This is a genomic window from Aeribacillus sp. JST-2, from assembly GCF_056032925.1.
Genome location: NZ_JBVVUU010000002.1, coordinates 100937 through 116109 on the forward strand (window position 1 = coordinate 100937; position 15173 = coordinate 116109).

15 protein-coding genes and 1 riboswitch are annotated in these 15173 nt (G+C 40.7%); of the genes, 10 read left to right on the forward strand and 5 right to left on the reverse strand.

Annotated features, from left to right (window positions below; translation table 11 throughout):
• The first annotated feature begins 114 nt into the window (after positions 1 to 114).
• The 6 genes from AC0KTX_RS01775 to AC0KTX_RS01800 all read left to right on the forward strand — a co-directional run bounded on the left by AC0KTX_RS01775 (position 115) and on the right by AC0KTX_RS01800 (position 7416).
• Entirely contained in the window at positions 115 to 831 is a 717-nt protein-coding gene (locus AC0KTX_RS01775) for a YesL family protein (RefSeq protein WP_474250518.1), read from the forward strand.
• 46 nt (positions 832 to 877) lie between these two features.
• Positions 878 to 1759: an AraC family transcriptional regulator gene (locus tag AC0KTX_RS01780; protein ID WP_474250519.1), complete on the forward strand. Its 882-nt coding sequence runs from the start codon at positions 878 to 880 to the stop codon at positions 1757 to 1759.
• 213 nt (positions 1760 to 1972) lie between these two features.
• Complete coding sequence (locus tag AC0KTX_RS01785) at positions 1973 to 3733, forward strand: ABC transporter ATP-binding protein (RefSeq protein WP_474250520.1); 1761 nt, start codon at positions 1973 to 1975, stop codon at positions 3731 to 3733.
• 2 nt (positions 3734 to 3735) lie between these two features.
• Positions 3736 to 5550 (forward strand): ABC transporter ATP-binding protein, encoded by a 1815-nt coding sequence (locus tag AC0KTX_RS01790; RefSeq protein ID WP_474250521.1) that lies wholly within the window; start codon positions 3736 to 3738, stop codon positions 5548 to 5550.
• A gap of 50 nt (positions 5551 to 5600) precedes the next feature.
• Positions 5601 to 6644, forward strand: a complete 1044-nt coding sequence (locus tag AC0KTX_RS01795) for a Gfo/Idh/MocA family protein (RefSeq protein WP_474250613.1) — start codon at positions 5601 to 5603, stop codon at positions 6642 to 6644.
• A gap of 16 nt (positions 6645 to 6660) precedes the next feature.
• Entirely contained in the window at positions 6661 to 7416 is a 756-nt protein-coding gene (locus AC0KTX_RS01800) for a sugar phosphate isomerase/epimerase family protein (RefSeq protein ID WP_474250522.1), read from the forward strand.
• Positions 7417 to 7742: 326 nt separating this feature from the next.
• Here AC0KTX_RS01800 and AC0KTX_RS01805 read toward each other — a convergent pair whose 3' ends face one another.
• A complete protein-coding gene (locus AC0KTX_RS01805) occupies positions 7743 to 8282 on the reverse strand; it encodes a DUF420 domain-containing protein (protein ID WP_474250523.1) in 540 nt (179 codons plus the stop codon).
• 278 nt (positions 8283 to 8560) lie between these two features.
• On the opposite strand from AC0KTX_RS01805, the gene AC0KTX_RS01810 reads away from it, so the two are divergent.
• Positions 8561 to 8944, forward strand: a complete 384-nt coding sequence (locus tag AC0KTX_RS01810; protein ID WP_474250524.1) for a DUF4183 domain-containing protein — start codon at positions 8561 to 8563, stop codon at positions 8942 to 8944.
• A gap of 74 nt (positions 8945 to 9018) precedes the next feature.
• On the opposite strand, the gene AC0KTX_RS01815 is transcribed toward AC0KTX_RS01810, so the two are convergent.
• Positions 9019 to 9381, reverse strand: a complete 363-nt coding sequence (locus AC0KTX_RS01815) for a DUF4183 domain-containing protein (protein WP_474250525.1) — start codon at positions 9379 to 9381, stop codon at positions 9019 to 9021.
• Positions 9382 to 9520: 139 nt separating this feature from the next.
• Positions 9521 to 10537: a spore photoproduct lyase gene (gene splB / locus AC0KTX_RS01820; protein ID WP_474250526.1), complete on the reverse strand. Its 1017-nt coding sequence runs from the start codon at positions 10535 to 10537 to the stop codon at positions 9521 to 9523.
• A 239-nt stretch (positions 10538 to 10776) separates the two neighbouring features.
• Here splB and AC0KTX_RS01825 point away from each other — a divergent pair, with 239 nt between their 5' ends.
• Positions 10777 to 11343, forward strand: coding sequence for an FAD-dependent oxidoreductase (locus AC0KTX_RS01825; RefSeq protein WP_474250527.1), 567 nt, complete (start codon positions 10777 to 10779; stop codon positions 11341 to 11343).
• Between the two features lie 241 nt (positions 11344 to 11584).
• Here AC0KTX_RS01825 and AC0KTX_RS01830 read toward each other — a convergent pair whose 3' ends face one another.
• A complete protein-coding gene (locus AC0KTX_RS01830; protein ID WP_474250528.1) occupies positions 11585 to 11890 on the reverse strand; it encodes a TIGR04104 family putative zinc finger protein in 306 nt (101 codons plus the stop codon).
• Between the two features lie 171 nt (positions 11891 to 12061).
• Here AC0KTX_RS01830 and AC0KTX_RS01835 point away from each other — a divergent pair, with 171 nt between their 5' ends.
• Together AC0KTX_RS01835 and AC0KTX_RS01840 are read left to right on the forward strand one after the other, a co-directional pair.
• Positions 12062 to 12643, forward strand: a complete 582-nt coding sequence (locus AC0KTX_RS01835) for a cell wall hydrolase (RefSeq protein ID WP_474250529.1) — start codon at positions 12062 to 12064, stop codon at positions 12641 to 12643.
• A gap of 353 nt (positions 12644 to 12996) precedes the next feature.
• Positions 12997 to 13155 (forward strand): DUF1540 domain-containing protein, encoded by a 159-nt coding sequence (locus tag AC0KTX_RS01840; RefSeq protein ID WP_311067118.1) that lies wholly within the window; start codon positions 12997 to 12999, stop codon positions 13153 to 13155.
• An 82-nt stretch (positions 13156 to 13237) separates the two neighbouring features.
• On the opposite strand, the gene AC0KTX_RS01845 is transcribed toward AC0KTX_RS01840, so the two are convergent.
• Positions 13238 to 14683 carry an N-acetylmuramoyl-L-alanine amidase gene (locus AC0KTX_RS01845; protein WP_474250530.1) on the reverse strand — a complete coding sequence of 482 codons (1446 nt, stop codon included), beginning with the start codon at positions 14681 to 14683 and terminating at the stop codon, positions 13238 to 13240.
• Between the two features lie 205 nt (positions 14684 to 14888).
• Positions 14889 to 15069: riboswitch (cobalamin riboswitch) on the forward strand.
• Positions 15070 to 15173 lie beyond the last annotated feature (104 nt).

The window sequence follows — 15173 nt, forward strand, 5'->3', positions numbered from 1 at the left end:
TGTATTTCAAGCGTGCCTGCTTTCGATCATGTTAAAAAGATTTTCATATGCTTTTGGATGAAAAGGCATTTTTTTATTGTTTATTATATAAATTTAGAAATGGAGGATTGATGGGTGAATACAGGCGGTTTCATGGGAGGGTTATATCGCATTTGTGAATGGGTCATGCGGTTTTCAGTGACCAATGTACTTTGGCTCTTGTTTAATCTCCCTGTTGTTTATCTGGGATTGACATTGCTTTTTGTCGAAAATATGAATGAAATGATGACGATTTTAACGACAATGGCCATTTTAGCGCCATTCATTTTTTTCCCTGCTACAACCGCGATGTTTGGTGTCGTCCGCAAATGGGTTCTTGGTGAGCAGGATATTCCGCTTTTTCGTTCATTTTGGCAGTATTATAAGGAGAATTATGTCAGAAGCATGTGCGGGGGGCTGCTTTTTATGGTTCTGTCAGTGATTTGCATCGTGGATCTCATTTTTTTCTCAACCCAAAAGCAGCCGGTTCTTTTTTATTTTTTTATTTTCCTTTCTGTATTTCTGTTTGTAATAGTGCTAAATTTCTTTTCCAATACGGTGCATTTCCACACGCCGTTTTTGGCTTCAGTTAAAAATGCTATCTTGCTTTCAATCGCAAGACCTTTTAATACGTTGTTGACGTTTGCAACGAATGCGGCAATTGTCGTTTTTAGTTTTCAGGTGGCCACATTCCTTATTCCGTTTTTTATGGGAAGCTTATGTGCTTATCTTTCCTTTGTTTTCTATTATCGGGCGATTTTGCAAGTAGAAGCCATTCGGCAAAAGAAAAATGGAAATTTGAATGAATCCTGAATGGAAAGTGCCTAAAGAAATTTATGATTAAGCAGGTGACCGGTATATGCTTGAAATCTTAGCGCCTCCTCTTCCGGTGTTTATTGCGGGCGGTGAAGCTGTTTTAAAACCCGGGCATTCTCATCCGGATCGTCAAGGGTTGGGGGTGTTTGATTTACTCATTGTAAAGGATGGGGAGTTATTCATCGGAGAAAACGGCAGGAATTATAAAATAGGAAAAAGGCAATCAATTATTTTGGACCCCGACAAACACCATTATCCGATTGCCCCTTGCCAAACGATTACCCGTTTTTATTGGATTCACTTTAAAACGGCTAATGAATGGTTCCATGCTTCCGAACGGTCTTCAAGAAAGCCGGAAATTATTAAAAGCAAACGGCTATTTGCAGAACAGCCGTTTACGATCAGGCTTCCGAAGTTTTGCTCAATTAGAAACTGGGATGGTGTAGAAAGGCTCAGCAGGCAGCTTCTATCTTCCTATCATCAAACGACTTACTTCCTGGAATGGCAACGGCAGCTGTTGTTTCAACAGCTTTTGCAAGAAATGTCGATTTATATGCAAGTGGATACTTCGCTTCCTTCCGTGATGATTGCCGAGAAAGCGGCAGAATATTTAAGGAAAAATTACCGTAAAAAAATCAGCTATCAAGAGCTGGGGGAAGCCCTTTCCTTCCATCCGAACCACATTGCCCGCTGCATGCGGAAAGTGTTGGGCTATACGCCTATCGAATATTTGAATAAAATCCGTTTTGAACAGGCAAGGTTTTTGCTAGCTTCAACCGATTTAAGCATTGAAGAAATCGCTGAACAATGCGGCTTTTCGCAATTAGCTTATTTCAGCCGATATTTTAAAATACAAGAAGGAATTACTCCGAATGAATTCCGGAAGCAATTCGGCATTAAATTTTACCAAAATTCAAAATATTGACCCGGCGTCCGTTCCGGTCTTTTTTATTGACTGTGTTCCGGTTGTTGTTACGATTATGCAAATATATGTTTCAATCTGGTATGTTACTTTCTGGAAGCGGACAGTAAAATACTATATTAAGTTTAAAAAGAATATACAAAGGTGGAGGGTTTATATAATGTAAAATCAACTTTTCCATTCAGAACAAAACTTTCTTTGGAAAGAAGGGAAAAGATGTTTGTTTTTAAAAAATTGAAGGATGTTTATTTGCCATATAAAAAAGACTTTATTTTGTCGTTGCTGTTTCTATTATTATTAACAGGAATCACCGTAGTGTATCCGATGATTTTACAGCTCACGATTGATGAAGTGGTTTTAGGAGGAAAGTATCATCTCGTTCCGTGGATTTCAGCGGGTTTTTTGGCAATCATGTTTTTGAAAGCCTTGTCGGCGTTTACTCAGCATTATTTGGCAGATATGTTCGGGATTAAAACCGTCCGCCGCTTGCGGGATCAATTATATGAAAAGCTGCAAAGGCTGCCGTTTAGCTATTACGACAATGCGAAAACAGGGGATTTAATGTCGAGGTTAACAGCAGATGTTGAAGGTATTCGGATGTTTGTTGCGTTTGGATTTACAGAAGTCCTCAGGTTTATTGTGATGGTTACATCCAGCTTTTGTGTGATGCTATATTATTCTGTCCAACTGACATTCGTGACGATTGCAGCGCTGCCGTTTTTAGCAATTGTTACTTATAAATTTGATAAAAGGGTTCATCCTGCTTTTCGTGGAGTCCGCATTTCTTTTGCGAAATTGAATACAAAGGTGCAAGAAAACATATCCGGAATCCACACTGTGAAAGCGTTGTCAAAAGAAGGTATGGAAATTGAACGGTTTACTGAAAAAAATGAAAAGTTAAAAGCAGCCCATCTTCGTACAGCCGGTGTCTGGTCAAAATATTTTCCGCTCATGGAGGCGATTGGAAACATCTGTGTTGTCGCCTTGTTGGCATTCGGCGGATTCATGGTAACGAATGGGAAACTCGAGCCGGGAGAACTTGTCGCCTTTTACAGTTTAATTTGGTATATGATGGGGCCAATCATGCAGCTTGGTTTTACGATCAATATGTTTTCACAGGCAAAAGCGTCTGGTGAACGGTTATTAGAAATCTTGGAGGCGGAGGAAACGATCCGCAATGAAGAAACGATTGCCGAAGTGGAATCGATAAAAGGGGACGTAGAATTTAAAAATGTGACATTTTTCTATCGCAGTGAAAAGACTCCCGCTTTAAATAATATTAGTTTTACGGCTTTTCCGGGGAAAACAATCGGGCTGATTGGAGCAACTGGATCTGGAAAAACAAGCATTACGCAGCTGATTTCCCGTTTTTATGATGTGACAGAAGGGGAAATTTTCATTGACGGCCGCCCGATCCGCCAATTTGATTTAAAAGTGCTGCGTTCGCATGTCGGCGTCGTTCCGCAGGAATCTTTCCTCTTTTCCTCCACCATCCGCGCCAATATCGCATATGGCAGACCAGATGCGGCAATGGAGGAGATCATCGATGCGGCAAAACGGGCGCAAGCCCATGACTTTATCATGGAACTTCCAGAGAAATACGATACGATTCTCGGCGAGCGGGGGCTGGGACTTTCCGGCGGTCAAAAGCAGCGGATCGCCATTGCCCGTGCTATATGCAAAAATCCGAGCATTTTAATTTTGGATGATGCGACAAGTGCTGTCGACATGGAAACGGAATTTCAAATCCAACAAGCGCTAAAAGAAGTCATGCGGGGGAGAACAACTTTTATTATTGCCCACCGTATATCCTCCATTAAACATGCCGATGAGATTCTTGTTTTAGAAAACGGAAAAATTATCGAAAGAGGCAAACATCATGAATTGATTCAGCGAAACGGAGCTTATAAACGAATTTTTGACATTCAGTATAAAGATCGGGACATAGTGCTGGAACAGGCTGCAGGGAGGTGTTAGCAATGGAGCAAACAGAGAAAAGGAAGCAAATTTTGGAGCGATTCCATTATTCGCAAGATGTTGTCATTGATAAACCTTTTAACTGGCAGCAAATGTGGCGGCTCTTAAGTTATTTAAAGCCATACGCCGCCAATTTGCTCCCGCTTTCTTTTTTTACCGTAATGATTTCGACAGGTGTCAGGCTTCTATTGCCGATCATCATCGGCGTTTATTTGTTTGACCGGGCGATTATTGAAAAGGATACGAGGCTGTTGACCGTCTTAGTTTTGCTGACTGCCGGGCTTTATTTTTTGCTATATTTGTCCAACACGCTGCGCATACGCTGGATGAATAAGCTGGGGCAATATGTCATTTATGATTTGCGGAAACATTTGTTCAACCATGTTCAAACATTGTCGCACCGTTTTTTTGACCAAAGATCCGCGGGGTCGATCCTCGTCCGCATCATGAATGATACAACTTCATTACAGGATTTGTTTACAAATGGTGTTATCAATCTGTTAACTGATTTTTTATTATTAATCGGCATCATCGCCATTTTATCTTCATTAAATCTAAAATTGACGATTGCGATTATGGTGATTTTGCCGTTCATGTTTTTCATTTCGACGAGTTTGCGGAAAAAAATAAGACGATCTTGGCAAATGGTACGCATGAAGCAATCAAAACTAAATTCACATTTAAATGAAAGCTTGCAAGGGATACGCATCACCCAATCTTTTACGCAAGAGGAAGAAAACAATGAATATTTTAGACAATTAAACAAGGAAAATTTTGAAACGTGGAAGGAAGCTGTCAGAAAAAATGCGATGTTCGGCCCGTTTGTGGAAGTGACGACTGCTGTCGGAACGGTCATTTTGATTTGGTTCGGTTCAATGTTGATTCAAAACGGCGAGTGTACGATTGGCGAATTTGTTTCCTTTTCCTTTTATTTAGGAATGTTTTGGGAGCCGATTTCCCGTCTCGGTCAAGTGTATAACCAGCTTCTTATGGGAATGGCTTCGTCTGAACGTATTTTTGAATTTTTAGATGAAAAACCGATCGTTGCAGAATCTCCTTCAGCCAAAAAAATTTCCATTCGGGGAAGGATTGATTTTGAAAACGTAGAATTTTCATATGATGAAAAACGAAAAGCTTTGCACGGCGTTTCGTTTACGATTCATGAAGGGGAAACCGTGGCGCTTGTGGGGCATACTGGCTCTGGCAAAACAACGATTGCCAATTTGATCAGCCGTTTTTACGATGCAACGAGTGGATGTGTGAAAGTGGATGGTTATCCAATTCAAGATTTATCGCTTCATCACCTTCGTTCGCAAATCAGCATTGTGTTGCAAGATACATTCATTTTTTCCGGAACCATTTTGGAAAACATCCGTTTCGGCAACCCGGCTGCAAGTGATGAAGCTGTCATCAATGCGGCAAAGGCGGTGGGAGCTCACGACTTTATCCAAAAGCTTGCCAACGCGTACCATACGGAAGTCGAAGAACGCGGAAATGTGCTGTCCACAGGGCAAAGGCAGCTTATTTCGTTTGCAAGAGCGCTTTTGGCGGATCCAAGAATATTAATTTTAGACGAAGCAACAGCCAGTATTGATACCGAAACGGAAATTGTCATTCAAGAGGCTTTGAAAACGCTCTTGAAAGGCAGAACGTCGATCATCATCGCCCACAGGCTTTCAACGATCCGCGAAGCAGACAACATCTTTGTTCTTGACCATGGGAATCTGCTCGAACAAGGAAATCATGACCAACTGATGAGAAAAGGCGGTGTTTATTATCATTTAGTAAAAGCACAATACAAAATGCTGGATGTGTAGAAAAAACGAGGCTATTAATCGATCACCAATCCAATGCAAGGAGGTACAAAATAGTGAAAAAATTGCGAATCGGAATTGTTGGTACAGGTGGGATTGCCCGCCACGCCCATCTGCCGAGCTATCAAAAAGTAAGCGACAAAGCGGAAGTTGTAGCGGTATGCGATATTGTCAAAGAAAGCGCTCAAAAATTTGCTGAAGATTTTAAAGTGCCTCACGTTTTCACAGATTATCAGAAAATGTTTGCAGAGATGGAATTGGATGCCGTCAGCATCTGCGTTCCGAATAAATTCCATGCACCAGTGGCGATCAGTGCATTGAATGCGGGCCTTCATGTTCTATGCGAAAAGCCGCCTGCAATGAATCCGGCGGAGGCGGAGGAAATGGCTGAAGCGGCCAGAAAAAATAGAAAAATATTGACATACGGTCTTCATTATCGACATACACAAGAAGTGGAAGCATTAAAGCGCTTTATTCATGCCGGTGAACTAGGCAATATTTACGCAGTAAAAGTAACCGCTGTCCGGAGAAGAGGAATTCCAGGATGGGGAGTGTTTACTAACAAAGAATTGCAAGGCGGCGGACCGTTGATTGATATCGGGGTTCATATGCTCGATACAGCGCTTTATTTAATGGGATACCCTGAACCTGCTCAAGTACTTGGAGTGACCTATCAGAAATTAGGAACAAAAAAAGGGGTCGGACTTTTCGGAGATTGGGATTGGCAAAACTTTTCGATTGAGGATATGGCAAGAGGGATGATCCTCTTTAAAAACGGTGCTTCTATCCTGTTGGAAACATCATTTGCGGCAAATGTTGAAAAAGACGAAGAAATGAACGTGTCTTTAATGGGAGACAAAGGCGGTGCGGACGTATTCCCGCTGAAAATTTACCAAGAAAAACATGATACATTGGTCGATATAACACCTGTTTACTTGCCGAAAAAAGATCCGTACCAATGGCAGATCGAGCGTTTTGTCGATTGCTGTATAAATGGAAAGCAGCCGATCTGCACGCCGGAACAGGGGGTTGTTTTACAAAAGATCATAAATGCCCTGTACCAATCTGCTGAAACTGGAGAAACGATCAAGTTATAAGGGAGAGGATCAAGGAATGGGGAAAATCGGAATCCAATTATATTCTGTACGTCAAGCAGCCAGCAAAAACTTTTTGCAAACCGTTCGCGATATTGCTGATATGGGATATGAAGGCATCCAATTTGCGGGATTTTTTGATACGCCAAGCTCCGAATTGAAAAAAGTGATGGATGAAAAAAAGATTGCTGCTGCCGGCGCCCATATACCGTTTCATATGTTAGAAGATAAACAATTGGCTCAAACGCTTCAATATAATGAAGAAATAGGAAATTTTTTCATTATTTGCCCCGCCTTGCCGGAAGAATATAGAAGTGCCGATGGTTATAAACGGGCAGCCGAACGATTTAATCGCATTGGAGAAATATGCAAAAAAGAAGGATTTACGTTCGGATATCATAACCATCATTTTGAATTTGAACGTTTTCATGACACAACCGGATTCGAGTTATTGTTTGAAAATACGGATTCTGATCTAGTGAAAATGGAGTTGGATTGTTTTTGGGTGACATATGCTGGATTGATTCCGGAAGATTTAATGGAAAAATATCAAAATCGCATCGTCTCTTTGCATGTAAAAGATATGACGGTGAAAGAAGGGAAAAAGATCAGCACAGAACTGGGAAACGGAACCCTTGATATCAAGGGAATGTTGGAAATTGGAGACAAATTCGGGGTGAAGTGGTTTACGGTCGAGCAAGAGCATTATGATCAAGATCCGATGGTTAGTGCAAAAATAAATGCTGATTATTTAATACAACTGCTGGATCGATAAAATTAATTAATCGGCTGATATTCATGAAAATATCAGCTGCCACTTTCATTAAATAAATGACATTACATCCAAAGCAAAAGGATTGGCTCTGGGTGTAAGCTAAAGAACGATTCCAGTGAAATTTTTATTTTTTTCAAAGTGCTGCTTGCACGTTTGCTAACATCTTTACAAAAAAATTTGGTTATGGAAACTTTTCCCCTTCCAAGCGGGGAGTTTCAGGAAAATTCTCTCTCACACTGTAAAAGACCACAGAAAGTATGGACAATCTGTGGTCTTTTCGTTTTAGAGGCTTTTGAGACAACCTCAATTTTGGCAGACGGCGGATTTTAATAGTAAGGAGAAATTAACAGGTAAACGAGCACTCCTGTAAAGGCGACATACAGCCAAATTGGCATTGCCCAGCGGACAATTTTCCGATGTTTTTCCACTTGATTGGATATGCCCCAAAAAAAAGCAAATAATGCCAAGGGAACGATAACAGCCGCCAGAAAACTGTGGGAAATTAAAATAAAGAAATAAAAAAATTTCATAAAGCCTTCTCCGCCGTAATGAGTTGGTTCAGACTGCAAATAATGATAGGTTAAATAGGAAATAAAAAACAAACCTGTTGTCGTAAAAGCGGCAAAGATAAAGTTGCGATGCACCTTAATGTTTTTCTTTTTTATTGCAAAAAGAGCGGAAAGCAAAAAGACAAACGTAAAACTGTTAAAAATGGCGTTCATTCTTGGGAAAATCGTCAAATCAAAGTCTATATCCCCCCGATAACCAATCGGCGAGAAAAACAACAATAAGATGATCGCATTTATGACAATCGACAAACTGACAACTGTTTTGGTGTAATTTTTTTGATGGTTGGTGACGTCCATTTTTCCTCCTCCTACCCATTTACTCTTTATTTTATCATGAAGAAAGTTCGGAAAAAGTGACAAAGTTTTGAAGAATAAGCAAATGCAATATTCTGTCATTTTATAATAAAACATTTCATTTTGATAGTGCAAGTGTGATCAATCTCATCAAAAAAGCCGTTGAACGTTCCATTAATCATAAAAAAAGGGTGGCTGCACGTACAAATTGTGTATTTGTCTAATGCTTCCGCCGCATTTTCACATACTATGAAATAGATCGAATGAAGGGAGGGGTTTGATTGGCTCTGCAATTAATGAAATTGGTTGTCACTGCGTCCACAACAACGAATGTCGTTCCTCAAGATCAAAGATTTTTCTACGTTACAACTGCAGAGACTGCTCCGGGAAGTACGCTCACCATTGATGCAGCCAGCTTTTTTCAAGATGATGGATCAGCTGTAACCGAATTGCCGGCATTGTCAGCTAACAACAGTTATTATAATGTTTATGTGAACGGAGTGCTTCAAATGGGCGGCCTAAGTACGTATACGCCGGGAGCAACGACGGTCGGTTCGCTTACGATCAATGTTCCTGCAGGTGGAGATCCGATTTTAACAGATACGCCAATTGTACTGGAAGTGGTCAATTATTCACCTCAATCGACAACTGTTGTATCAGCTTAACAAAACAGGATCCAAAAGTCCTTCTTTTGGATCCTGTTTTTTTATCCTGTGCAGGTATCACCTCATTTTGTCAATTATAAATAGATGGAAATAAATTCCAAAATAATAGGAACACCTTTTTGCGGCACATCGCTTGATTTTAATAGTAACATTCCTTTTTTCACTTCATAAATGTTCGGCGGCTGCAAGACGCCGTTAATGAAAAGCCGGATATAGGATACATCTTTTGGATCCATAATCCCTTCATCCGTAAATTCTTTGATTTGATCGGCGTCCGTATACACGGTCTTTTTTCCATCAGCTAAAGCATAATAGTAAAATGTTTGCGCTTTTAAAGGTTTTCGTTTCCTATAAAGCCGAACGTTCATGTGGAGGCGGGAGGTGGAACGGAACCAATCATATAAAACGGGAACATCGATTGTGTGATTTTCCTTCATTTTTGTATCACCTTTACCGTAAACTGTTTGTTTTATCATATGTTCGTTCGGGAAAAGGTGAGCTAGCAAAAGAAAATGTTTTTGGTGAATTAACCATTTCTGACCGTCGATTTTGAAAAGGTTTGTATTCCTTACAGTTTTACGTAAAGTATTCGATGATGGCGTTAGGAAAATAATAGTGAATATATTGTTCCATCGTCTCTTTCAGTTCCCTTTCCTCTTCTGTTTGATAAACATATTTGCCAATTCCATACCGCCCCCACTTGTATTTTCTTTTTTTCTCATCCATTTCCAGTTTCGTGTTTGGATACCTTGCTTCGATAACTTTTTTGGCAGGTTTCGTGAAACGATGTTGAATCAATTCAAATGTTAAGTTATCGTCTTCAATTGCTTCACCCAGTTTTTTGAATAATTCTCCATATTCTTCTTTCCAGCCTTCATGGCGATAAAGTGGAGCAACTACAAAACCGATAGGATATCCAGCTTTTGCGACTTTCAAAGCAGCGCTGATTCTTTCATCCAATCTTGATGTTCCCGGCTCCAGATGACGAATGACCCAATCGCTGTTGATGCTGAATCGGAAGCGGGTGTTGCCGTTATGTTTGGCATTCAATAAATGGTCTACATAATGATATTTCGTTGTAAACCGCAATCTCCCCAGCTTTGTTTCTCCAATAAATTCGATCGTTTTTTTGAGTGAATGTGTTAAATGATCTATCCCGACGATATCAGACGTACACGAAGCTTCAAATCTGGTTATTTCTGGAACTCTCTCTTCTATATACTGTTTAGCCTGCTGAAAAATTTCCTCTAAATTTACGTAAACGCGAATGTAGGGTTTGCTTCCTAACGTTGTCTGCAAATAGCAGTAATGGCAATGTCCCATGCACCCGGTTGCCAGCGGAATGGCATATTCGGCAGAAGGCTTGCTCGTATCAAATTTCAATGTTTTTCGAACGCCGATGACTAAAGTGGACTTCGCATTGCGGTATTTTTGAAAAGGTGTATCTCCAGGGATATTCCGCACTTGATTGTGGGAAGTTGTATAGCGGATGTCAATCCCCATTTTTTCAAACTTTTCTTTCCATTCCACTCCAAGCGGGTATTCCAGCGCTCTTGGTTCAATGTATACGAGTTGTGGAATAAACGGTTTCATGACCAATCACCTCGATGTTATTATGCCGATATCCCTGCCGTTTTACTGATTTTTACGAGATTTTTTTCCCGTCTTCCTCACAAACTGCTTGTGGAAATAAAAGAGAAAAAATTTTTAGAGGACGGCCAATGCAAAAACAGTTCCTCTTTCAAAGTAACAGCCGGATGAAAATCTTTACAATTCGTTTTATTTGCGCTTACAATGGACTTATCAAAAGTTTTCCAAAGGGGGAATTGTAAATGTATGATGTAGTCATTGTCGGGGCAGGTCCTGCAGGTGCAAGCGCCGCTTTGTTCACGGCAAAAGCTGGTAAAAAAACACTGGTGTTAGACAACGATAAATCCATGACGAAACGAGCTTGGATTGAAAACCATTATGGGGTTATGGAAATTTCCGGGCCTGATTTAATTGATATAGGGAAAAAACAAGCGGAAAAATTCGGCGCGGAGATTGTGGCAGAAAATGTGGAGACAATTGAAAAGCTAGCGGAAGGGCTTGTAGTGAAGACGGATAAAGGATCCTATGAAACGAAACACGTCATATTAGCTACAGGAGTGCTGACTGATTTAGCTGACAAAGTCGGGCTAAAGACAAAAGACGGGACAGAACCCCGCATTAAAACAATATTTGATGTCGATGCACAAGGGAAGACAAACGTTGACGGGATTTGGGCTGCGGGTACAGCTGCAGGTGTCAGCGTACATACGATCATCACTGCCGGCGATGGCGCCAAAGTTGCGATCAATGTTATTAGTGAGCTGAACGGCGAGCGTTACGTCGACCATGACATTTTGAAAGATAAATAAAAAGGAATGAGGTGCTGTTTGATAAGTCCCTAAAATGAAGCAAGTGGAGAAAAAATATCTTGTCTTTCTTCCACTTGCTTTTGTATCCTGAAAGCAGCTGGCGGATGCCCTGCAACTTTCAGTATATTGTGGGCTAACGCCACAATTCCGAACTCGACATGTACCTTGTCGAGCCCCCGCAAAGGACAAGGCCAACAAGTGCCTTAGTCCTTTTTTATTTAATTCGAGCAAGCGAACTCGCTTACCAAAGGGGTTCTTCTTTTTCGGCAAAAGAACAAACAAATGGATACATCAGCCAACCGGCGAAGGAAAGCAGTAGAAATAAGGCGATGGTGTACTGAAAAGGGAGCCCGAATGCTTGCAGCAAAAGCGGAGACGGCACAACCGCCATATTGATGAAACCTGTTTTTTGCCTTGATCTTCTTGAAAAATAGAGCTTTCTGCCGCATGATGGACAGAAGACGGATTGTCGAAAAGATAATAAAGCTTTATGGATCTTGCCGAATGGAATCGTTTTCCGGCAAAAACAACATGTAGGAAGTCTCATTCTTTTTCACCTTTCCATAAAAAAGAAAGATATTTTCTGACTTTTGATTACTATTGTTATTTTAACATAAAAACATCTGGAATATTTAGGATGAAAAGGTAAAGATTTTTTAATGAATTATAGTTTAGAAGATGGTAGGGTAATAGAGAGCAAAAAAAGGAGGTTTTCTAAATGAAAAAAATGAAAAAAATTTTCTTTTCCTCATTGATTGCTCTTTCTGCCATTTTTTTCACAGGCGGGATACATGAAGCAAAAGCAGCTTATATCGTAAAAAAAAGAGATTCCCTCTGGAAAATCGGCGTGAAATACGGTGTTCCAGTTAAACAGTTAAAAGCTGTCAACAATAAATATTCAGATGATGTATATGTTGGTGAAAAATTAATCATTCCAGAGACCATCACTGAACAGGAAAAAGATTTGCTGGCAAGATTAGTAGAAGCGGAAGCGAAAGGGGAGCCTTATAAAGGAAAAGTTGCTGTTGCTACGGTTGTGTTGAACAGAGTGGAAAGCAGCCTTTATCCGGACACAATTACAGAGGTTATTTATCAACCCGGACAATTTACACCTGTGCAAAACGGGGAAATTTACAAGCCTGCCAGTGAGGAATCTAAAATGGCTGTACATGAGGCCTTGGCTTTTCAAGGGTTGGGAAGAGGATCCCTTTATTTTTATAACCCTGAAAAAACCGATGATCAATGGGTGCGCTCCAAGTCAATAACGACTGTAATCGGTAATCATATTTTTGCCAAATAAAAGAAAGCCGCCGCAAATGGCGGCTTTTGTCATCCAAATCATGATTGTGCTAGATGAATGTTACGGATGGAGTGAAATTGCATTGCGAATGGAGGACTGAGGCGTTACAAATGTTTGCATTTTCTTTTTCTGAGGCTCCTTTTGGAATGGAGCAGATCACCTTGCTTGTCCATCGGCAAAGTAAACGAAATTTTGCTTAAAAATGACATGAAAATCATCAATTCATTAAACAGCCAACAAAACATGCAAAAACGATTGCCTTTGCGGTTCGAAATATTGCCATGGACATTTCACGACGCAACAAGTATCAAAACACTTTCCAAAGGAAAATATATTACTGGGAGGTGACAAACATGGCGCAAGACGTTTTGTGTGAGGTAAATAACTGCAAATATTGGGCGGAGGGGAATAAATGTGCAGCTGATGCCATTTATGTCGTAAGTCATTCAGGAAAAACGGCAAAAAATCAAAAGGAAACTGATTGCAAGACGTTTGAACCGGAAGCATTTTAATAAAATAGAGAGCCGGAAGTTGGCTCTCTTTGTATTTTTGATAATCTTTTCATTTTTATACAACATCTTTTTGGAATTCAGGTTATATTTGTTTGCTTACGGCTGATTGAGCAGCGTTCAATTGTTGTGTCGCAAACTGCAAAATGGAAAGGTAAATGGATAAAATCGTTTCTCCGTAACGGCTGCCGGGGACGGCCCACTTCCCATTTAAATCTTTCCAGGTCTGGGCAGAACCTCGTTCCACATAAATAAATCTGGGATCGACGAGGGGAAACCCGGCTGGAAGAGGCTTCGTTGTGGCGTATGCATATAAATGTTGGAGATGGGCAAGAACGCCTTCTCTCGGAGTGGAAAAGCTTGCTCCTGTAACATTTGGACCGGTAGCTCCGATTCCGGCAAAATTGTTTTGATTGCGATTGACTACTCCCGTAAAACGGAAATAGTTTGTTTCATGAATTGCTTGTGCAAATGCGATGTCGCCGCGAATTCCGTAGGATTTGCTTAATTGTTCATACAAATCGCCCAGCTGAGGTGCGCTAGGATTTGTTTTTTCTACATATAAATCCAAGATTGTTCCCGATACGAGCGTTTCCCCTAAAATAGGGATATCCCTTGAATCGGGAGAAGGGGTTTCCGGTTGAGGTGTTGATGAACGGGATGAATCTGTCTTTTGCCCTGATTGTGCCGTTCCTTGTTCTGCAGGGGTTAATATAAATGCATCCTTGTATCCTAATTGAACAAGCCTTGCCAACTGGTCTTTTGCATTTTGCAAATTTTTAAATGCCCCTGTTTGAACGCGGAAATAACTTGTTCCGTCCACCATCGCAGCGGAAAGGAAACTATCAACATTTTTTCCTTTCAGTTCATTTATGAGCTTTTCTGCATTTTCTCGGTTTTTAAAGGAACCGGCAATGACTTTGTACATCCTGCTGCCTGCAGCTGGCGATGGCTGCGGGGTTGGGGTGGTGCGTGTCGACTTTCTGGGCAAATTAAGCGCTTTTCCGATTCCATCGGCTAAGCTTGCTGCATAGTCGCTCATAAAGTCAGACGATGTTAAAAGTTTGATGTCATTTGAATGGTCAATAAACAATGTTTCCAAAAGAACCGCAGGCATTTTTGTTTCTCTTAATACGTGAAAATTGGCGCTTTTTTTGCCCCGATCCTTTACGCTATATTTCGGACCGATGACGCTCATAATTTGATCATGGATGACGGACCGGTATTGGATCGTTCTTGGAGAGGCCCCTCCGTTATAAACATAGCTTTCAAAACCTGTTCCTCCGCCGGCATTAATATGAATGGAACAGAAAAAATCAACATTCTCTCGATTAGCCATGGATGATCTTTCTGACAAACCGACTGTTCGATCGTCTGTGCGCGTCATGAGCACGTTGACTTGGTAATGTTCAAGTAAATGTTGTCTTGCCAAGAGGGCAATAGTCAACGTAAAATCTTCTTCCTCATAATTTCTATAGGTTGCGCCGGGATCGCTTCCTCCGTGGCCAGGGTCTAAAAGAACGGTTGTCACTGCAATATCCTCCTTCGTTTTCAAACATCCAATTCGCTTGTCTGCCAATATTTTATTCAAGTAATGGAAAGGAAGTTCAAAAAAATTTTATTTTTAGCGAAAACTGTATCGAAATCCAAAACATTTAGGTCAATTTGTCGATTTTTTGCATTTTCTTCCTACCAGAATTCAATCAAATCATGTATAATACATTTCGTCATAACATTATACCGAAAAGCAAACAGGTGCCGGCACATAGCTGCCAGCTTAAAAGGGAAGTTTGGTGAAAATCCAACGCGGTCCCGCCACTGTGAATGGGAGCAACCTGGGAAAACCACTGTTTCAACGGGAAGGTCCAGGAAGCGATGACCATGAGCCAGGAGACCTGCCTGTTTGAGCACACCTAAAACCCTACGCGGATAGGGAGGTGTTTGAAAACAATACATATGTACGTTTTCAGACATCTTCTTATCGAATTCAAGAAGATGTTTTTTATTGGAGGAGGAAAATG